General features: G+C 73.7%; 15 protein-coding genes and 1 pseudogene. 9 read left to right on the top strand and 7 right to left on the bottom strand.

Annotated elements, in window-relative coordinates; all coding sequences use genetic code 11:
* The first annotated feature begins 105 nt into the window (after nucleotides 1–105).
* The gene (locus tag ACFW5B_RS28215; protein WP_386445377.1) at nucleotides 106–2,640 is read left to right on the top strand and encodes a SpoIIE family protein phosphatase; all 2,535 of its coding nucleotides are present in this window, start codon (nucleotides 106–108) and stop codon (nucleotides 2,638–2,640) included.
* Nucleotides 2,641–2,999: 359 nt separating this feature from the next.
* Nucleotides 3,000–4,001, top strand: a complete 1,002-nt coding sequence (locus tag ACFW5B_RS28210) for a lytic polysaccharide monooxygenase (protein WP_386445374.1) — start codon at nucleotides 3,000–3,002, stop codon at nucleotides 3,999–4,001.
* Nucleotides 4,002–4,068: 67 nt separating this feature from the next.
* Here the strand turns inward: ACFW5B_RS28210 and ACFW5B_RS28205 are convergent, their stop codons facing one another.
* A complete protein-coding gene (locus ACFW5B_RS28205; protein ID WP_386445371.1) occupies nucleotides 4,069–4,536 on the bottom strand; it encodes an Lrp/AsnC family transcriptional regulator in 468 nt (155 codons plus the stop codon).
* A gap of 80 nt (nucleotides 4,537–4,616) precedes the next feature.
* On the opposite strand from ACFW5B_RS28205, the gene ACFW5B_RS28200 reads away from it, so the two are divergent.
* Nucleotides 4,617–5,900, top strand: coding sequence for an APC family permease (locus ACFW5B_RS28200; protein ID WP_386445368.1), 1,284 nt, complete (start codon nucleotides 4,617–4,619; stop codon nucleotides 5,898–5,900).
* Here ACFW5B_RS28200 and ACFW5B_RS28195 read toward each other — a convergent pair.
* Nucleotides 5,890–6,372: an SRPBCC family protein gene (locus ACFW5B_RS28195; RefSeq protein ID WP_386445365.1), complete on the bottom strand. Its 483-nt coding sequence runs from the start codon at nucleotides 6,370–6,372 to the stop codon at nucleotides 5,890–5,892. The two genes, ACFW5B_RS28200 and ACFW5B_RS28195, sit on opposite strands and share 11 nt — an antisense overlap.
* 75 nt (nucleotides 6,373–6,447) lie before the next feature.
* On the opposite strand from ACFW5B_RS28195, the gene ACFW5B_RS28190 reads away from it, so the two are divergent.
* Complete coding sequence (locus ACFW5B_RS28190) at nucleotides 6,448–7,035, top strand: TetR/AcrR family transcriptional regulator (protein WP_386445362.1); 588 nt, start codon at nucleotides 6,448–6,450, stop codon at nucleotides 7,033–7,035.
* A gap of 61 nt (nucleotides 7,036–7,096) precedes the next feature.
* On the opposite strand, the gene ACFW5B_RS28185 is transcribed toward ACFW5B_RS28190, so the two are convergent.
* Nucleotides 7,097–7,972 (bottom strand): esterase/lipase family protein, encoded by an 876-nt coding sequence (locus tag ACFW5B_RS28185; protein WP_386445359.1) that lies wholly within the window; start codon nucleotides 7,970–7,972, stop codon nucleotides 7,097–7,099.
* 325 nt (nucleotides 7,973–8,297) lie between these two features.
* Here ACFW5B_RS28185 and ACFW5B_RS28180 point away from each other — a divergent pair, with 325 nt between their 5' ends.
* Complete coding sequence (locus ACFW5B_RS28180; protein ID WP_386445356.1) at nucleotides 8,298–8,945, top strand: pyridoxamine 5'-phosphate oxidase family protein; 648 nt, start codon at nucleotides 8,298–8,300, stop codon at nucleotides 8,943–8,945.
* A 30-nt stretch (nucleotides 8,946–8,975) separates the two neighbouring features.
* Here ACFW5B_RS28180 and ACFW5B_RS28175 read toward each other — a convergent pair whose 3' ends face one another.
* Both ACFW5B_RS28175 and ACFW5B_RS28170 read right to left on the bottom strand, forming a co-directional pair.
* The gene (locus ACFW5B_RS28175; protein WP_386445353.1) at nucleotides 8,976–10,109 is read right to left on the bottom strand and encodes a hypothetical protein; all 1,134 of its coding nucleotides are present in this window, start codon (nucleotides 10,107–10,109) and stop codon (nucleotides 8,976–8,978) included.
* A complete protein-coding gene (locus tag ACFW5B_RS28170; RefSeq protein WP_386445350.1) occupies nucleotides 10,106–13,714 on the bottom strand; it encodes a DNA polymerase III subunit alpha in 3,609 nt (1,202 codons plus the stop codon). The genes ACFW5B_RS28175 and ACFW5B_RS28170 overlap by 4 nt, the downstream gene beginning before the upstream one ends.
* 221 nt (nucleotides 13,715–13,935) lie before the next feature.
* Here ACFW5B_RS28170 and ACFW5B_RS28165 point away from each other — a divergent pair, with 221 nt between their 5' ends.
* The gene (locus ACFW5B_RS28165) at nucleotides 13,936–15,006 is read left to right on the top strand and encodes a DUF3533 domain-containing protein (RefSeq protein WP_386445347.1); all 1,071 of its coding nucleotides are present in this window, start codon (nucleotides 13,936–13,938) and stop codon (nucleotides 15,004–15,006) included.
* Between the two features lie 37 nt (nucleotides 15,007–15,043).
* Here the strand turns inward: ACFW5B_RS28165 and ACFW5B_RS28160 are convergent.
* Nucleotides 15,044–15,226 (bottom strand): annotated as a pseudogene (locus ACFW5B_RS28160) (SDR family oxidoreductase); the annotation flags it as partial.
* On the opposite strand from ACFW5B_RS28160, the gene ACFW5B_RS28155 reads away from it, so the two are divergent.
* The 3 genes from ACFW5B_RS28155 (at nucleotide 15,180) to ACFW5B_RS28145 (ending at nucleotide 17,376) form a co-directional block, all read left to right on the top strand.
* Entirely contained in the window at nucleotides 15,180–15,596 is a 417-nt protein-coding gene (locus tag ACFW5B_RS28155) for a hypothetical protein (RefSeq protein ID WP_386445424.1), read from the top strand. The pseudogene ACFW5B_RS28160 and the gene ACFW5B_RS28155 sit on opposite strands and share 47 nt — an antisense overlap.
* A 370-nt stretch (nucleotides 15,597–15,966) precedes the next feature.
* On the top strand, nucleotides 15,967–16,407 hold the full coding sequence (locus tag ACFW5B_RS28150; RefSeq protein WP_386445344.1) for an SSI family serine proteinase inhibitor: 441 nt from the start codon (nucleotides 15,967–15,969) through the stop codon (nucleotides 16,405–16,407).
* Nucleotides 16,408–16,542: 135 nt separating this feature from the next.
* The gene (locus ACFW5B_RS28145) at nucleotides 16,543–17,376 is read left to right on the top strand and encodes a metallophosphoesterase family protein (protein ID WP_386445341.1); all 834 of its coding nucleotides are present in this window, start codon (nucleotides 16,543–16,545) and stop codon (nucleotides 17,374–17,376) included.
* An 86-nt stretch (nucleotides 17,377–17,462) separates the two neighbouring features.
* Here ACFW5B_RS28145 and ACFW5B_RS28140 read toward each other — a convergent pair whose 3' ends face one another.
* Entirely contained in the window at nucleotides 17,463–18,539 is a 1,077-nt protein-coding gene (locus ACFW5B_RS28140) for a S1 family peptidase (protein ID WP_386445338.1), read from the bottom strand.
* Nucleotides 18,540–18,552 lie beyond the last annotated feature (13 nt).

The raw sequence follows: 18,552 nt of genomic DNA, 5'->3' as shown, positions 1-18,552 counted from the left end.
CGCCCGGCCAGGGTGAGGGGTTACCGTGGAAAGGCCGGTCGTGTGCGACGGCGCCGCGGTGAGAGAGCGTCCGTCGCACGGTGGGACCGGCATTGGACCGGTCATATGTGTGCCTCCCAGAGCGGCCGTCTCTCCGGGGACGGCGTCTTCGACCTCACGCGGACGGCCGTGGTGATGGCCGATCGCGCGGGGGTGGCGCGGGGCTGGACGAAGGGCGCCGAGCGGCTGCTCGGCTATGCGGTGTCCGAGGCCGTCGGCAGGCCCCTGGCGGAGCTGTTCACGGGAGTGGCCCCCGGGGCTCAGCAGGACGACCGCTGGGAGTCCCGGCTGGCGTCGGCGGACGGCTGGAGCGGGCTGGAGGCCGTACGGCACAAGGACGGCCACCGGCTCGATCTGGAGTTCCGCGTGCTGCCGCTGAGGGACGCCCGGGAGCCCTCCGGACGTCTCGTCCTGGCCGCAGAGATGACCCGGACGCCCTGGTCGGGAGCGAGCCGGTCGTTCCTGGAGGGCATCTTGGGCATGTCGCCGATCGGCGTGGCCATGGTGAACCCCGATCTGCAGTTCGTGTGGCTGAACGACGCCCTGGAGCGGATGGGCGGCACCAGCCGCGAGCAGCGCCTCGGGAAGCGGCTGGGGGAGATCCAGCCGGGCCTCGCCGTTGAGGCCATCGAGGCGGAGATGCGCAAGGTGCTGAGCACCGGCACCCCCTCGGTGGGCTACGAGTACCTGGGGCGCCCGCAGTCCGATCCGGAGCGGGAGCACGCCTACTCCACCTCGTTCTTCCGCCTGGAGGACGAGGCCGGCCAGGTGCTGGGTGTCTGCTACATGGTCCTCGACGTCACGGAGAGTTATCGGGCGCGGCAGCGGATGACGCTGCTGAACCGGGCCGGGGAGCGCATCGGCAGTTCCCTGGACGTCTGGCGGACCGCGCAGGAACTCGCCGACGCGGCGGTGCCGGACCTCGCCGACTTCGTCACCGTCGATCTGCTCGACCCGCTGCTCTCCGGGGAGGAGCCGACGCCCGGCCCGGTCGACGCCGCGGATCTGCTGACCATGCGCCGCGCGGGACAGCAGTCGGTGCGCGAGGGCTGTCCCGAGGCGGTGGTGGCGGTCGGGGAGGCCGCCGCCTATTCCCCGTCGGCCCCCGTCGTGCCGGGTCTCGTCGCGGGGAATTCCGCGCTCTTCCAGACGCTGGACCTCGCCGCCGGCGACCGGCCGGCCGACGACCCGGTCCGGGCGGCGCACCTGCGGGAACTGGGTTTCCACTCCCTGATGGTGGTGCCGCTGCGGGCCCGTGGTGTCTTCCTGGGGGCGGCCGCCTTCGCCCGCCGGCAGCACACCGGGCCGTTCCAGCCCGACGACCTGGTGCTCGCCGAGGAGTTCGTCACCCGCGCCGCGATATCCATCGACAACGCCCGCCGGTACACCCGCGAGCACACCGCGGCGCTCACGCTCCAGCACAGCCTGCTGCCGCACGATCTGCCCGAGCAGTGCGCGGTGGAGGCGGCCTACCGCTATCTGCCCGCCGATTCCCTCAGCGGGGTCGGCGGCGACTGGTTCGATGTGATCCCGCTGTCCGGTGCCCGGGTCGCGCTGGTGGTCGGCGATGTCGTCGGCCACGGGGTGCATGCCGCGGCCACCATGGGGCGGCTGCGGGCCGCGGTGCAGGCGCTCGCCGACCTGGACCTGTCGCCGGAGGAGGTGCTGGCCCACCTGGACGACATGGTCAACCGGGTCGCCCATGACACCAACGCCGACGACGGGGTCATCGGAGCCACCTGTCTGTACGCGGTCTACGACCCGGTCGGCTGCCGCTGCACGCTGGCCCGCGCCGGTCACCCCGCGCCGCTGCTCGTCGGTCCCACGGGCGACGGGCAGTTGCTGGAACTGCCGACCGGACCGCCGCTGGGGCTGGGCGGGATGCCCTTCGAATCCGTCGAACTGCCTTTGCCGGAGGGCAGCCTGCTGGCTCTCTACACCAACGGTCTGCTGCTCGGGAAGGCTCTGGACCTCGACGGCGGGATCAGCCGGCTGCGCAGCGCCCTGACCGATCCGCGGGCCCCGCTGGAGGACCTCTGCGACACCGTGATCGGCGGTCTGCCGGGCGGACGGCCGGTCGACGACGTGGCGTTGCTGCTGGCCCGCACCCGGGCGCTGGCGCAGTCCCAGCTGGCGGCCTGGGAGATCCCCGCCGATCCGTCCGCGGTCGGCCGGGCCCGCAGGTACGCCGCCGAGCGGCTGGCGGAGTGGGGCCTGGAGGAGCTCGCGTTCTCCACCGAGCTGATCGTCAGCGAACTGGTCACCAACGCCATCCGGCACGCCTCCGGGCCGATCGCCTTGCGGATGATCCGGGCGCGGGCCCTGATCTGCGAGGTCTCGGACGGCAGCAGCACCTCACCGCACCTCCGCCATGCGCGGACCACCGACGAGGGCGGCCGGGGGCTGTTCCTCATCGCCCGGTACGCCGAGCGCTGGGGCACCCGTTACACCGCCCAGGGAAAGATCATCTGGGCCGAGCAGCCGCTCCGGCCGGCCACCGGGACCACACCGCCCAACGCCGTGGACGCGCTCCTCGACGTCCTGGAAGACCTCGACGACACCGGCGGCCCGACCCCCGCCACCGGCACGGACGCCCCCTGACGGCACCTCATACCGGGCCCAACTCCCGTTGCGGGCATGCCCTGAGAGCGGCACACGGCGACCGGATGCCCAGGTCCCCCGGGCGTACCGACGCCGGACGAACGGCACGCACCCCACGCCGATGCCCGTTTCCTCCCCGCCTGTATGAGCCCCCTCTTAGCCATCCCTTAACAGGACCATAAGGATCACCAGGATCGCCCTTCAGCCCCCAAAACCGCTGTTCAGCGCGGCTAGCGTGCTCATCACAGGCGGGTCGCGGACCGCCGGCGCCGGTCACCGGGGGCGGCGTCGCGGGCTGCGTCCCGACCCCCCACTCCCCCGCCACCCGCTCGACGCACCAGATGAAGGAGACCCCCACCATGACCGCTCGTCGCAAGGCCACCGGGATCGCACTGGTCGGTTTCGCCCCGCTCGCGCTCACCGCGCTCGCCGCGAGCCCGGCCGCCGCACACGGTTCGATGACCGACCCGGTCAGCCGGGTATCGGCCTGCTACGCGGAGGGCCCCGAGAGTCCGAAGTCCGCGGCGTGCAAGGCCGCCGTACAGGCCGGCGGAGCCCAGGCGTTCTACGACTGGAACGGGGTCCGGGACGGCAGCGCGGGCGGCCAGTCCCGGACCCGTATTCCGGACGGCAAGCTGTGCAGCGCCAACAGCCCCGAGTTCAAGGGCCTGGACCTGCCCCGCGCCGACTGGCCGTCGTCCCCGATGAAGGCGGGCAACCACACCTTCCGCTACAAGGCCACCGCACCGCACAAGGGTTACTTCGAGCTGTACCTCACCAAGGCCGGCTACGACCCGAAGAAGCCGCTGAAGTGGTCCGACCTGGACGCGAAGCCGTTCGCGAAGGTCAACGACCCGAAGCTGGTCAACGGGGAGTACGTCTTCGACGCCAAGGTGCCGGCGCGGTCCGGGCGCCACCTGGTCTACAGCGTCTGGCAGCGGTCGGACAGCCCCGAGGCCTTCTACACCTGCTCCGATGTCACCTTCGGTAAGACGGCCGGCACCGCCAAGTCCCCTGCGGCGCCCGCGCCGGCCGCCTCCGCGCCGACCGACGCCCAGATCGAGAAGGGCGCCCCCAAGTCGTCGGTGGGCACCGGTCACCACGACGACTGCGGCACCACCGGCCACAAGGACGGCGCCCGGCCGAAGTCCGCCGGCGCGCCGGCCCACGCGGACGCGGCGAAGGCCAACGCCCCGCACACCAACGGTGATTCCGAGCCGGTCGACGGTCAGCGGCTCGCGGAGACCGGTAACGACAGCTCCACCGCCCCGCTCGCCGTCAGCGGCGCCGCGGTGCTCGCCCTGGGCGCCGGGGTCGTGTTCGCCACCACCCGCCGCCGGGCCGCCCGGCACCGCGGCTGAACCCGGCACCTCGCCGTCCGGGAAGTGACGCCGCCCCCTTCTGCACCTGGGGGGGCGGCGTCGCCTGTTACGCGCCGTGCGGCGGCAGTGCCTCGATGATGTCGTTGGCGACGTGCTGGTAGATGACCGAGCTCCGGCAGTCGACGACCTCACGGCGCTTGAAGACCTGGTCCATCAGGAGCGCGTGCAGCCGGTCGACGTCGGGCACGGCGACATGGACCAGGAAGTCGTCGCCGCCGGCGACGACATAGACGTTGAGCACCTCGGGCAGCGACGTCAGGAATGCCTTGAAGCGCTCGATGACCTCGCGGTTCATCGGCCGGATACGGACCGTGAGCAGCGCCTGGACGGGCCGGTTGAGGGCACGGAGGTCCACCGTCGCGCGATAGCCGGTGATCACGCCCCGGGCGCGCAGGGCCCGGACCCGTTCCAGGCAGGTGGAGGGCGCGATGTTCAGCCGACGGGCCAGGTCGCGGTTGGTCTGCCGCGCATCGCGCTGCAGTTCCCGGACAATCGCCGAATCAATGTCGTCCATGACCCCCATGGTGCCGCAGCTACCGAATTATGTTCGGCGAGACTCCATATTGATCAATCCAACGGTTACCTTCAGCGACTGTGACCGTACAAGAAACATCGCTCGCCACATCCGAACGACCGGATGTGCGGCGGCTGGGCGTCGGCAGCGGTACCGCGCTGTGCGCCGGGGCCGTCCTCGGCCCCGGCGTCCTGACGCTGCCGTCGCTGGCCGCCGCGGCGGCCGGCCCCGCCTCGATCCTGGCCTGGGTGGTCCTGCTCGCCCTGTGCGTACCGGTGGCCGCCTCCTTCGCGGCGCTCGGCGCGCGGTTCCCCGACGGCGGCGGCGTGGCCACCTATGTGCACCGGGCGATCGGGCCGCGGGCGGCGGCCGTGGTCGGGTGGTGGTTCTACGGGGCGGTGCCGATCGGGGTGGTCTCGGCGGCCTGGATCGGCGGGAAGTACGTGGCCGGCGCGGCCGGCTGGGACGGCAGCGGCGCGGCCGTCGTGGCCGGGGTCGTGGTGGCGGTGGCGCTGGTCTCCAACGCGGTGGGTCTGCGGATGTCGGGCCGGGTGCAGCTGCTGCTCGGCGGGCTGCTGGCGGTGGTGCTGCTGGGCACGGTGCTGGCCTCCGCGCCGCAGGTGACCGCCGGCCACTTCGCCCCGTTCCTGCCCGGCGGCTGGTCCTCGGTCGGGTCGGCGGCCGGGGTGCTGTTCTTCGCGTTCGCCGGCTGGGAGGCGGCCAGCCATCTGTCGGGCGAGTTCGCCGACCCCGCGCGGGATCTGCCGCGGGTGACGCGCCGTACGCTCGGTGTCATCACCGTGCTCTACCTGGGCCTCGCGGTGACCACGATCGGTGTGCTGGGGCCGGCCGCGGCCCGTACCGACACCCCGCTGACCGAGCTGCTGATACGGAGCGTGGGCGGCGCCGCCCGTCCCGTGGCCGCCGCGGCCGCCCTCTTCCTGACCTTCGGCGCGGTCAACTCGTATCTGGCCGGGGCCTCCCGGCTCGGTGCGGCGCTCGCCCGGGACGGGGCGGCGCCGCGCGGGCTGGCCAAGGGCGGGGCGCCGGGCGAGGTGCCGCGGCGGTCACTGGCGGTGCTCGGCGGGGCGGCGGTGCTGGTGGCCGCGGCGGCGGGGTTCGGCGGCGCCGACCTGGATCTGCTGATGAGGGCCACCGCCACCTGTCTGGCGGCGGTGACCCTCGCCGGCCTGGCCGCCGCGCTGGTGCTGCTGCCCCGCCGCACTCCCCTGTGGTGCGGCGGCCTCGCAAGCGCCCTGCTGACGGCGGCCGTGCTGGGCTTCGCCGGGCGGCTGCTGCTGATCCCCGCGGGACTCGCCTGCGCCGCCCTCGGCTTTCTGACGCTGCGCCGGGTCACCCGATGAGTCGGCGCAGCAGCCGGACATAGCCGCTCCAGCGGGCGGGCCGGGCGACGCGGCCCGTGCAGGCCCGTTCGGCGCGGTCCAGGCCGTCCTCCAGGACCGCGTCGTGGAGCGGCCGGAAGACCAGCGGCCAGCTGAACCGGGCCCCGCCGCGGGCGTGCATGGCGAGGGTGTGGCGCAGCAGCGTGCGGTCCGGGCCGAGCGGGTGGACGGTGAATTCGTGGAAGCCGTGGAAGCCGCGCGGCGCGGTGAAGAGGAAGCGCACCCACCGGCCCGGTACATGGGCCGCCACGGTGTAGCGGACCGGGCCGTGGCCGCCGGCTGCGCCCGATGCCAGCGGGCCGTCGAGCCGCATCGGGGGCCAGTCGCGGCCCGGCCAGAGCGGGTCGGAGTCGCCGGACAGGCCGTCGAGCAGCAGGCCGGCCTCGGCTTCGGGCACCGTCAGCACCCGCTCGTGCACGTTGTAGACCCCCATCGCGCCCTCCCTCGCCCGGTCCACGCCCCGTTCTAGAGGCGCTTCTCCAATATAGTGGAGAGTACCCTCTAGAACATGGCCAGGCCATCCCGATTCGAGACCGCCCAGCTGCTCGACGCCGCCGTACGGCTCGCGGCCGAGTCCGGACCCTCGGGCGTCACCATGTCCGCGGTCGCGGCGGCGGTCGGCGCCCCCAGCGGCTCGCTCTACCACCGTTTCTCCGGACGCGCCGCGCTGCTCGCCGAGGTGTGGCTGCGCACCGTCGAGGGCTTCCAGGAGGGCTACTTCGAGGCCCTCGAATCGTCGGACGACCCGCGTACCGGGGGCCGGGCGGCCGCCCGGCACGTCGTGGCGTGGAGCCGCGCGCACCCGGCGGAGGCCGCGCTGCTCCTGTACGGGGCCCAGGAGTTCGGGCGGGACGACTGGTCCGACGCGCATCTGCTCCGCGCGGAGGAGGGGAACATCCGGGTCCGGGCCGCCCTGGCGGCGCTCGCGGGGGCACTGGGGCTGCACGGCCGTGAGGGCTTCGACCGGGTGACGCTCGCCGCCGTCGACCTCCCGCTGTCGCTGGTCCGCCGCCATCTGCGCGGCGGCACCCCCCTGCCCCCGCACGCCGAGGACCTGGCGGAGCGGTGCACCGACGCCCTGCTGGCCATCGACTGACCAGCACCTCCCGTACGGAGCGCGGCCCGGTCCCGCGGCGGCGGGCCGGGCCGGCTTCCGGTCAGTTCACGCAGGTCGTCGGGGTGGCGTGGGCCGGGTCGAGGGCGTTGGCCGTCTCGTGGAAGGCGACACGGTCGACGAGCCCGATGGCCACATGCTCGGAGAGGTCGATCGCGCACATGTCCTGAACCACCACATTGCGTACGTCGGAGCCGTTGAGGAACGCGCTCCGGTAGGGGGTGACGACCTCGTCGCACTTGGTCGCGATCACGGTGTAGTGCACACCGGGGAGCGTGTCGCCGCCCTCGTTGAGGCGGTTGAGGACGTCGGAGCCGGCGATCTGGTCGGCCAGCCCGGGGGTCAGCTCGCTGATGTACTTCTTGGCGCCGGGGAAGTGGTCGAGCAGACGGGTCAGCCCGTTCAGATCGGTGCCGTGGTTGTCGGGGGCCAGCCCGACCAGCGTGTTCACCTTGCCCGCGCCGCCGTGGAACTTCAGATAGACCCGCGCCATCATGCCGCCCTGGGAGTGGCCGACGAGATCGGCCTTCTCACTGCCGGTGGCGGCCAGCACCCGGTCGACATACGCGGCGAGCTGCCCGGCGGACGCGTCGACCGGGCCCAGGCCGTGGAAGAACGGGACGCCGGACAACTGGCCGTAGTCCAGGGAGAAGACGCAGTAGCCGCGGGCCACCAGATAGGGCGCGAGGCCGAGCCAGTTGTCGACGGAGTTGCCGAGGGTGCCGTGCACCAGGATCACCGGCCGCGGATGGGCGGCGGAGGGCTTGCAGGAGTAGTTGTTCCAGCCGCTGCTGACGGCGGTGCGTTCGGCCGCGGCATCCCCGGCCGGGGTTCCGGCGGCAGCGGGGACGGTGGTGGCGCCGAGGGCCAGGGCGAGGGCGGGAAGCAGGGTGAGCGTTCGTGACCAGCGCAGCTTCATACGATGCTCCTTGCGGGGTGAGGGGACTCCGAAGTGCTCGGTGAGCCGTTCACGCGATCCGGATCGCAAGGGCCAACGCAGTTGACTCGCAAGTAAGTTACGGCCGGGTAAGCGGAGTGGACCAGCGGTGCGACGGTGAAGGAAGCGACACACAACCCTCACCGGACGTCCGGGGTACGGCGCCCCATTTGTGTGCCTGCGTGACTCCCCTTCGGTCCCGCTCCCTGCCCGTGCCGTCCCGCGCGTTCCGACCGGGGCGGATGTCAGACCCCTCCCGTAGAGTCGGCAACGACGTGGCCAGGCAAGCAAGTTGAAGGAGACGCCGATGGAAACGGCCGGGACGGCGGATCTGACCGGGATCGTGGAGGTCGGGTCGGCGGCGGAGCTGCGCGAGCTGGCCGGTGAGCCCAGCTCCCATGCGGCGAACAAGACCCGCCACCGGCTGCACGACCTCGACCGCCAGTGGCTGGCGCGCTCGCCGTTCTGCGTGATAGCCACCTCGGACGCGCAGGGGCGGTGCGACGCCTCCCCCAAGGGCGACCCCGCGGGCTTCACCCTCGTCCTGGACGACACCACCCTGGTGATCCCGGACCGCCCCGGCAACAAGCGCGTGGACGGCTGGATGAACGTCCTCGCCAATCCGCACGTCGGCCTGAACTACCTCCTCCCGGGGCGCGGTGACACCCTGCGCATCAACGGCCGTGCCCGGCTGCTGCGCGACGCCCCGTTCTTCGACGCGCTGACCGTCAAGGGCAACCGCCCGCGGCTGGCCCTCCTGGTGGAGGTCGAGGAGGTCTTCTACCACTGTTCCAAGGCGTTCCTGCGCTCGGAGCTGTGGAAGCCGGAGACCTGGCAGCCGGACGCGGTGCCCTCACGGGCCCGGATCGTCAAGGGCGTCGAGGCACAGGACATACCCCTGGAGGATCTGGAGCAGCACTACGGCCCCCGGTATGCGGAGAGGCTCTACGGCTGAGGCCGGGGGCTCCGGCCCGGGGGACGGGTCCTAAGGACGGTCGGCCCCGGGGCCGCGGGGCTTCGCCCCCGGAGGCGGAGGGGTCCGGGCGGCACCGGCGGTCCCGGTGGTCCCGGCAGCCCCGCCGAGGGTCGCCGCGGGCCGTACGCTCGCGGCCCCGAAGCGCGCCCTGGCGCGGTCGACAGCGGCCTCGATACGGTGCGCCTTGTCGTCGGAGGGGTCGAAGGTCAGCTGCCGCGCGGCGCGTTCGGCGCGGCACAGGTCCTCCGCGCGCAGCGCCACGGACCGCACCCGCGCCCGCTGGAGCCCGAGCGCGGCATGCAGCGCATAGGCCGCCTCGGTCAGCGCGGGCCCGTGCGCGGTCGGCGCGTCCAGCCGCCGGGTGCGGGTCGTGGTGGAGCGGTCGGCGTAGCGGACGGTGAGGGTGAGCGCGCGGGCCGCCTGCCCGCTCGCACGCATCCGGGCCCCGAGGTCGTCGGCGAGCGAGAGCAGCGCCCGGCGGCGCCTGGCCGGGTCCAGCTCGTCGTGGACGAAGCGGTGTTCGGCGCCCATCGAGCGGGCCGCGGCGTTGGGCGTCACCGGCGTCGGGTCGATACCGCGGGCCCGCTCGTACACGATCCGGCCCGTCCGGGCGCCGAGGATCCGCTGCAGGGTCGCGGGCGGCGCGGCGGCGATCCGGCCGATACTGTCGAGTCCGTACGCACACAGGGCGCGCGCGGTCGCCGGGCCGACACCGTGCAGCGCCGAGGCCGGCCGGCGGTCGAGGAACGCGGTGACGGTTCCGGCGTCGTCGGGGACGGTCCGGATCTCCCCGGGTGCCGCGCCCTGGGCCGCCAGCCGGGCGAGCAGCGGGTTGCCGCCGATCCCGATCGTGCACCGTACGCCGTGCCAGGCCAGCGCGCGCAGCCGCACCAGTTCGGCGATGCCCGCCGCGTCCCGGTCGAAGTAGCGCAGCGCACCGCGCACATCCGCCAGCGCGGCGTCCGGCGGCAGCGCCTCGACCACTGGGGTGAACTGTCCCAGCAGTCCCAGCAGTTGTTCGTAGCACCCGGCGCTCACGGGGATGCCGTCGGCGGTCCGGAACCGCACGTGGAGCAGGCCCGGCTGCCGCGGGGCACCGGAGGGACCGGGCGGCGCGGCGAACGGCCCCGGCCCGGGGGTCATCCCGCGCTCCCCGGGCTGGAGTGCCACAACTTGCGCCCGGTGGCGGCGCGTTCGCCGGGCGGCTGGAGGTCGGCCCACGGGTGCAGCTCGTAGCCGGTCGACAGCCGGATGGTGCGGCCCGGGGCGACCGGCTCGGGCTCCCGGTCCGGCCCGGCCTTTTCACCGGCCTCCTTGCCGGGCCCCTGCCCCGGCTCCGCCACGGGTCCGTCCGGCTCGGCCTCCGGGGCGTCCGCCTCGGCCGTGCCCCCCTCGGCCGTCCCCGTGTCCGGCCCCGCCGCGAGCCGGGCGGCGACCGCCTCCAGCCCGCCCTCGCGGCGGAGTTCGGCCAGCTCGGCGAGGTTCCAGGCGGCAGCGCCGACCACGCTGAGGCTGCGCGGGCCGCGCCGCTGGACCGTACCGCGCACCAGCAGCAGCCAGGAGTGGAAGACCGTGTGCGCGCAGGCGGCATGGCTGTCGTCGAAGAAGGCACAGTCGACCAGCCCCGTGCTGTCGTCCAGGGTGGTGAAGATGACCCGGCGGCCGGAGCGGATCGGGGGCGTCTGGGTGGCCGCCTTGGCCCCGGCGACCAGCACCGTCTCGCCGTGCCGGGCGCTGCGCAGCAGCCGGGCCGGCAGCGCGCCCAGCTCCGTGAGGAACTCCCGGTGGTCGGCCATCAGATGCCGGGAGGCGTCCATGCCGAGGACGCCCAGCTCGGCGCTGAGCCGTTCGACGTCGCTGAGGTCGGGCAGCCCGGCCGGCTCGACCGGATCGACCGGCTCCGCGCCGTCGAGGGTCCGGCCGGGCAGCGTCAGCTGGCCTCCGGGCGCCCGCCGTCCGTGGCGGTGCAGCTCGGCGAGGTACAGCAGCAGGTCCCGCCGGTTCGCCCCGAAGGCGTCCAACGCGCCCACCCGGGCGAGGCGTTCGGCCACCGGACGGCTCGGCCCGGCCCGCTGCCACAGGTCCTGGAGCGAGCGGTAGGGCTGCCCGTCCGCGATCCGCCGCGCCTCGGCCTCGCTCATCCCGTGCACATCGCTGAGCGCGAGCCGTATCCCCCAGACCGCGGAGCGGCTCCCCGGACCGTCCCCGCCGGAGCCCGTGCCGGACACCAGTTCGATTCGATGGGCGACCGCCGAACGGTTCACATCCAGTGGCAGCACCGGCACCCCGCGCCGCCGCGCGTCCGCGAGCAGCAGCCGCTTGGGATACATCCCCGGATCATGGGTGAGCAGCCCGGCGTAGAAAGCCGCCGGATGGTGCGCCTTGAGCCAGGCGGACTGGTAGGTGGGCACCGCGAAGGCCACCGCGTGCGCCTTGCAGAAGCCGTACGAGCCGAAGGCCTCGACGATCTCCCAGGTGCGCGCGATCACCTCGGGGCTGTACCCACGCCGCTCGGCGCACTGCGCGAACCAGGCGCGCACCCGGCCCTGCAGCTCCGGATGCGACAGCGCCCGCCGCTTCTCGTCCGCCTCGTCCCGGGCGCAGCCGGTCATGATCCGCAGCAGCTCGATGATCTGCTCGTGGAAGACCACCACCCCGTAGGTCTCGCGCAGCGGTTCCTCCAGGTCGGGGTGCGGATAGCGGACCGTCTTGCGGCCGTGCCGGGCCTCGATGAAGGGCCGCACCATATCGGCGGCGACCGGCCCCGGACGGAACAGCGAGATGTCGACCACCAGGTCGTGGAAGGTGGCCGGCTGGAGCCGCCCGACCAGGTCACGCTGGCCCGGCGACTCGATCTGGAAGCAGCCGAGGGTCTCGGTCGAGCGGATCAGGTCGTAGGTGGCGGGGTCCCCGGGCGGCACCTGGGCGGGGTCGTCGAGGTCGAGCCGGCGGCCCGCGGCCCGGCCGATCTCGGCGACCGCGTGCGCCATCGCGGACTGCATCCGCACGCCCAGCACATCGAGTTTGAGCAGCCCCAGGTCCTCCACGTCCTCCTTGTCGAACTGGGACATGGCGAAGCCCTCGCCGCTGGTCGGGACGACCGGCGTCCGGTCCAGCAGCGTGGCGTCGGAGAGCAGCACCCCGCACGGGTGCATGGCGATACCGCGCGGCAGTGCGTCCAGCGCCTCGACCAGCGGCCACAGCCGCTCACCGCCGGCCGCCCGCACCCCGCGCAGCTCCGGCAGCTCGTCCAGCGCCGCCCGCGCGTCCCGGGCGCGGATATGCGGGAAGGCCTTGGCCAGCCGGTCCACCTGCGCCGGGTCCATGCCCAGGGCGGCGCCCACGTCCCGTACGGCGTGCCGTACGCGATAGGTCTCGGGCATCGAGACGGTGGCGACCCGCTCCGCGCCGAACCGGTCGAAGATCGCGCGGTAGACCTCCAGCCGGCGGGCGGACTCGACGTCGATGTCGATGTCCGGCAGCGCCGCCCGCCGCTCGGACAGGAAGCGCTCCATCAGCAGCCCGTGCTCGACCGGATCGGCGTGCGCGATGCCCAGGAGGTGGTTGACCAGCGATCCGGCACCGGACCCACGGGCCGCGACCCGGATGCCCATCTCCCGTATGTCGTCCACGACTTGAGCGACCGTCAGGAAGTACGAGGGGTAGCCGAGCCGTTCGATCGTGCGCAGTTCGTCGTGCAGCCGCGTCCAGCGCTCCCGGTCGCGGTCGTAGCCGCGCAGCACCATCCCGGCGGCGCAGCGCGAGCGCAGCACCCGGGCGGCGGTGCGGTGCTCCGCGCCGACCAGCCGGGGCTCGGGGAAGTGGATCCGGCCGAGCCCGATGTCGTCCTGTGGGTCGACCAGGCACTCCCCGGCGGTCTCCTCGGTCATGGCGAGCAGCCGGTGGGCCAGCGCGCGCCGGAAGCCGGCCGCCTCGGCGATCCGCTCGGCGGTGTGGCTCATCGTGGCGCCGTCCTTGAGCCAGCGCTCGCCGCTGTCCCGGGCCTCGGGGCGCCGGTCCACCGGCACCAGCCGGCGGGCGGAGTCCAGGACGTCGGCGACCGGACCCTGACCGGGGTCGGCGTAGCGGACCGCGTTGGTCAGGACGGCACGGACGCCCTGGTCGACGGCGAAGCCGAGGGCACGGGCGGCCAGCCGTGGGGAGCCGGGTCCGCTGCCGGCCCGGCCGTGGTCGACGACCTCCAGGCGCAGCGCCTCGCCGTACAGCTCGCGCCAGGGGGCGAGCAGCCGCGCGGCGCGGTCCGGGCGGCCGGCCGCCAGCGCCCGGCCGACGTCGGAGTCCGGCCCGAGCAGCACGGTCAGTCCGTCCGTGACGGATTCCAGGGCGCTCCACCGGAGGACGGGCTGCTCCCCCTGCCCGGCGTGGGCGGCCGAGACCAGCCGGCACAGGGCGGCCCAGCCGGCCGCGCCGTCGCGGGCCAGGAAGACCACCCGGGCGGCGGACTCGTCGAGGAAGGCGCCGCCGCGCACCGGGGTGCGGCGGCGGGCGGTGGGCATGGGCGCCGACTCGCGCTCCGCCACGGCGAGTTCGCTGCCGAACAGCGGGCGGACACCGGCTTCGGCCGCGGCCTTGGCGAACCGTACGGCCCCGGAGAGCCCGTCCCGGTCGGTCAGTGCGAGGGCGTCCATTCCGCGCTCGGCGGCGCGCTCGGCGAGCCGCTCCGGATGGGAGGCGCCGTAGCGCAGGGAGAACCCCGAAGCGGTGTGCAGATGCGTGAACCCGGGCATCCGCACCTCCTGCACCTCATCCGCCCCCCGGCTGACCTTATGTCCCCCGTTCCTCCTCTCCACCATAACCCGCTCATCGAACATTCGTACGAAGACATGCCGGGGGCCGCCCACCGGTCCGCCGATCAGCCCCACCGATCTGCACACCTCTGCCGCCAACCGGAAGATAGGGGCACAAATGCACTGGACCCGGCCGCCGAAGTGTGGCGAGGAGCTGAGCCATGGCCATGACGGACGACGGCACCCGCAGCACCTTCCTCGGAGAGGTGAAGAGCGCGGTGACGCCGCATGCCTCACTGCTGGTGCTCGGCGTCCTGGGGCTGATGATCGCGTTCATCACGTCGTACACCGGCGCCTTCCACCACCCCGAGCCGACCCGTGTGCCGCTCGGAGTCGTCGCCCCCGCGCAGGTCAGAGGGCAACTGGTGAACAAACTGGACCGGCTTCCCGGCACCCCCCTGGACCCGCGCGCGGTGCTCTCCGAACGGGCCGCCCGGCAGCGGATCGCGGACCGGACGCTCGACGGCGCGCTGATCGTCGACCCGCGCGGGAGCACCGACCGGCTGCTGGTCGCCGGCGGCGGCGGCGCCTCGCTCTCCCAGACGGTCGAACTGGTCGTCCGCTCGGCCGAGAAGGCCGAACACCGCACCGTCCGCACCATCGACGTGCGCCCCGCCGCCCCGGGCGACGGCCGCAGCCTCTCGTCCTTCTACCTCGTCGTCGGCTGGTGCGTCGGTGGCTACCTGTGCGCCGCGATCCTCGCGATCAGCGCCGGGGCGCGCCCCTCGAACGGGCACCGGGCGGTCATCCGGCTGGCCGCGCTCGCGGTGTACGCGCTCGCCGCCGGGCTGGCCGGCGCGATCATCGTCGGGCCGGTCCTCGGCGCGCTGCCCGGCACCTTCTTCGGCCTGTGGGGGCTGGGCGCCCTGACCGTCTTCGCGGTGGGCGCCACCACCCTCGCCTGCCAGGCCCTGCTGGGCATCCTCGGCATCGGCCTGGCGATCCTGCTGATCGTCATCCTCGGCAACCCGAGCGCGGGCGGCGCCTACCCCTACCCGCTGCTGCCCCCGTTCTGGCGCGCGATCGGCCCCGCCCTCCCACCGGGCGCGGGCACCTGGGCGGCCCGCTCCCTCGCCTACTTCCGCGGCAACGCGGTCACCGGCCCGCTCCTGGTGCTCTCCGCCTGGGCGGTCGGCGGCGCACTGCTCACCCTGGCCCTCTCGGTCCTCCGCAGGAAGGACGAGGCGGATGGGACGGACGAGAAAGAACGACCGCACCCGGCCGGCGCCTGAGCCCGGCCGGGCGCGCGGCCCCCTCCACCGCCCCGCCTCACATATGCGTGCCGCCGTCGATCCGGATCTCCGTGCCGGTGATGAACGCGCCGTCCCGCGAGGCGAGCATCGCGATGACACCGGCGACCGTCTCAGGGCCGGCGAAGCCTTCGCCTATGGCCGGGAAGAGCTTGGTGAACAGCGTCATATCGGCGTCCTCGGGCAGCCCCGGAACCCCGCCGCCGGCCGACGAGCCGGCCGCCGAGGCGCTGCACTGGACTCGCGGGCTCCTCCGGACGGCACCGGGCGATCCGGCGCTGCGCGCGGTCTGGCACCGGGTGCACCACGACTCCGAGGAGGCGCTGCGGCCGGTCCTGGCGCGGCTGACCGGCGCGGGCCTGGACGAGACCTGCGGGGCATACGCGGAGAACGGACGGGAAAACGGCGGGAGCCCGGACCGGCGGGTCGACGGGGAGGCAGCAGCGGCGGGCGTCCGGAATGCGGTACGAGAGGGTGCGGCCGGCGGCCGGAAGGCAGCACCGGAAGAGGCGGCGAAGAGCGGTCGGAAGCCGGCGCGGAAGGGCAGCGCGACGGGCACGCCGGGCCGGTAAGGCGACCAGCGGGCGGCCGGTTCTTACCGCTGCGGGCGCCCGGGGCAGCACGGAGGGACCCTCCGGCCCCCCTCTTCGGCCAATCGCCGGAGATCCAAACCCGCCCGAACGACCGGTCGGCGGCCGGATTCCTTCGTTCCGTGGCCGAGCAGCCCATGCCCGGGGCATACCGGGGACGACATCCCCGCTGGCCGGACACGACCCACCGCCGGCCGTCCCGCACCACCCCCGGCCGGTTCGCGCCATTACTCTCAGCTTTCATCTAACGACTCAAAGCGATCGCTCCTTGTCCGCTCGGGATGCTTTTCGGGGTGCGGTTGGGCCAGACTCCCGACCGGTATCTGCACCTTCGAGCAAGGGAGTGTTCGTCATGCGGTACATCACTGGGGCGGTCGCGCTCGGCGCAGCACTGGTCCTGGGCACGCTCGCCACCTCCGCGCACGCCGTCGCCGCACCGGCGCAGCCCACGCGGACCGCCGGGCTCTACGCCCCGACGGCACTGGTGCTGACGGCCGGCCAGGGCGAGAGCCGTGCGACCGCCACGGTGCAGCGCGCCGTGACGCTCAGCTGTATGCCGGGGGCGACCGGCAGTCACCCGAACCCCAAAGCCGCCTGCGCCCAACTGCGTTCGGTGGCCGGTGACTTCAACGCGGTGACCACCGCCGCGTCGGACCGGCTGTGCACCAAGGAGTGGAACCCCTTCGTGGTCACCGCGGACGGCGTGTACCAGGGCAAGCGGGTCTCGTACTCCTACACCTTCGCCAACTCCTGCGCGATGGCCGACGGCATCGGCGCGGTCTTCGACTTCTGACCGGACCACCGGCCCAGCTCCCCGGACACCGGACGCGGTGCCCGGGGAGTTCGCATGTGCCGGGACGCTCACGGCCCCCGGGGAAGTTCCGCGAAGTCCCGCCCACCGGACGCGGCCCCGGCCTAGGGTCAGCGCATGGACACTCCCCCCACCAGCAAGGACTCCCCTCCCGGCCCCGCACGTCCGCACGGCACCGGCGTCGCCGTGCTCTCCGACATCCATGCCGTGCTGCCGGCGCTGGAGGCGGTGCTCGCCGAGCCCGACGTCCGCGCCGCCGAACGCATCGTGCTCACCGGTGATCTGCTCGCCGGGCCGCTCCCCCGCGAGACCCTGGCGCGGCTGCGCGCCCTCGGCGACCGGGCGGTGTGGATCAGCGGCAACGCCGACCGCGAGATGGCCGCGACCCGTAAGGGGACCGGGGTCGAGCCGGGGGATCCGATGGACGCCTGGGCTGCCGGTCAACTCGGCCCGGATGAGCTGGAGTTCCTCGGGTCGCTGCCCGCCGCCGCGACGCTGGAGGTGGCCGGGCTCGGGCCGGTCCTCTTCTGTCACGCCACCCCCCGCGACGACACCGAGATCGCGCTGGTCGACTCCCGGCCCGAACGCTGGGCGGAGGTGCTGGCGGGCGTGCCCGAGGCCGTACGGACGGTGGTCTGCGGGCACACCCATATGCCGTTCGTGCGCTTCACCCACGGGCGGCTGGTGGTCAATCCGGGCAGCGTCGGCATGCCGTACGGCCGGCCGGGCGCGCACTGGGCGCTGCTGGGGCCGGGCGGCGGAGCGGTCACACTGCGGCATACGGCCTTCGATCACGAGGCGGCCTGCGCCCGGATCGCCCGGGAATCGGGCTCTCCGTCGGCGGCAGCATGGGCGGATACCTATGTCCGGGCCCGGTGTTCGGCCGAGGAGGCACTGGCCGCGTTCGGGCCGGGCGACGGCCGGAACGCGGTGCCGGGCACGGACGGCTGAGCGCCGCGGGACGGTGCCGGGGCCGGACCGCGAGCGGGTCCGGGGCCCGGCACCGTGCGCCGAGCCGGTGCGGGGGTGCCTGCGGGTCAGCCGATTTCCGCGCCGTAGGCCTTCAGGGCCTCGGTGACCGGCTGGAAGAAGGTTTCGCCGCCGTTGGTGCAGTCGCCGCTGCCGCCGGAGGTGAGACCGAGGGCGGACTCGCCGTCGAAGAGCGCGCCGCCGCTGTCGCCGGGCTCGGCGCAGACGTCGGTCTGGATCAGCCCCTCGACCGTGCCCTCCTGGTAGTTGACGCTGGCGTTCAGCGCCTTGACCGTGCCGTCGTGGACCTGGGTGGTGCTGCCGCTGCGCCGCACCTTCTCACCGACGGTGGCCTCGGCGGCCTTGGTGATCTTCTGGGCGCCGCCGTCGTAGAGGTTGACCTCGCTCGGGTGCGCGGTGTCGCCGGTGTACTTGGCGAGCGAGTAGTCGTCGCCGGGGAACTTGGAGTCCTCAGTGGTGGCGATCGCCGAGCCGCCCTGCTTGTCGGACCAGCTCTTGATCTCGTTGCCGCAGTGGCCGGCCGTCAGGAAGTACGGCTGGCCGTCCTTGACGACGTTGAAGCCGAGCGAGCAGCGGGCGCCGCTCCCCCAGATCGCGTCGCCGCCGCCGATGAAGGGTTTGAACTCACCCTTGCTGCGCCGGACCTCGACCTTGTCGCCAAGGCTCTCGGCGACCTTGGTGAGCCGGTCCAGCTTGCCGCCCTTGACCGTGCGGTCGGCGGTCACCACGACCTTGTTGCTCTGCGGGTCGATGCCCCAGGACGTGCCGGGGATGGTCGCCTTCGACTTCAGCGTCTGCCGGGCCGAGTCGAGCTGGGCGAAGGTGTGCTCAACGAGTCTGGCTTCCGCCCCCTTCGCCCGCACGGCCTTGGCCGCCGCCTCGTTCACGACGTTGACCACCAGCTTCTTGGTCTTGGCGTCGTAGAAGGCACCGGCGGTGTCCGTCTTGAGCTTGGCGGCGAGGGCGGTGGCCGCCGCCGAGGTCAGCTTGCCGAGCGTGGGCTTGGGGGCGGGGGCCTGGGACGCGTTGGCGTTCGCGAGGGTGACGGTGGCGGTGGCGGCGAGGGCGAGCGCTCCCGCGCCCGCGATGACGGCGCGCCGGTTGGGTATGCGTCGGTGCTTCAAGTCGGAGCCTCCC

Origin of the sequence: Streptomyces sp. NPDC058773, from assembly GCF_042746015.1 — a bacterium.
Taxonomy (GTDB): Bacteria; Actinomycetota; Actinomycetes; order Streptomycetales; family Streptomycetaceae; genus Streptomyces.
Note: the sequence above shows the minus strand (reverse complement) of the source record. Positions and strands in the feature narration are given on the sequence as shown.

Excerpts from the sequence above, each read along its gene's own strand:
- ACFW5B_RS28180 (WP_386445356.1), top strand. The coding sequence starts at position 8,298 with ATGGAAACGGCCGGGACGGCGGATCTGACCGGGATCGTGGAGGTCGGG.
- ACFW5B_RS28165 (WP_386445347.1), top strand. The coding sequence starts at position 13,936 with ATGGCCATGACGGACGACGGCACCCGCAGCACCTTCCTCGGAGAGGTG.
- ACFW5B_RS28150 (WP_386445344.1), top strand. The coding sequence starts at position 15,967 with ATGCGGTACATCACTGGGGCGGTCGCGCTCGGCGCAGCACTGGTCCTG.
- ACFW5B_RS28185 (WP_386445359.1), bottom strand. The coding sequence starts at position 7,972 with ATGAAGCTGCGCTGGTCACGAACGCTCACCCTGCTTCCCGCCCTCGCC.
- ACFW5B_RS28210 (WP_386445374.1), top strand. The coding sequence starts at position 3,000 with ATGACCGCTCGTCGCAAGGCCACCGGGATCGCACTGGTCGGTTTCGCC.
- ACFW5B_RS28175 (WP_386445353.1), bottom strand. The coding sequence starts at position 10,109 with ATGACCCCCGGGCCGGGGCCGTTCGCCGCGCCGCCCGGTCCCTCCGGT.
- ACFW5B_RS28205 (WP_386445371.1), bottom strand. The coding sequence starts at position 4,536 with ATGGACGACATTGATTCGGCGATTGTCCGGGAACTGCAGCGCGATGCG.
- ACFW5B_RS28145 (WP_386445341.1), top strand. The coding sequence starts at position 16,543 with ATGGACACTCCCCCCACCAGCAAGGACTCCCCTCCCGGCCCCGCACGT.
- ACFW5B_RS28190 (WP_386445362.1), top strand. The coding sequence starts at position 6,448 with ATGGCCAGGCCATCCCGATTCGAGACCGCCCAGCTGCTCGACGCCGCC.
- ACFW5B_RS28195 (WP_386445365.1), bottom strand. The coding sequence starts at position 6,372 with ATGGGGGTCTACAACGTGCACGAGCGGGTGCTGACGGTGCCCGAAGCC.
- ACFW5B_RS28215 (WP_386445377.1), top strand. The coding sequence starts at position 106 with ATGTGTGCCTCCCAGAGCGGCCGTCTCTCCGGGGACGGCGTCTTCGAC.
- ACFW5B_RS28170 (WP_386445350.1), bottom strand. The coding sequence starts at position 13,714 with ATGCCCGGGTTCACGCATCTGCACACCGCTTCGGGGTTCTCCCTGCGC.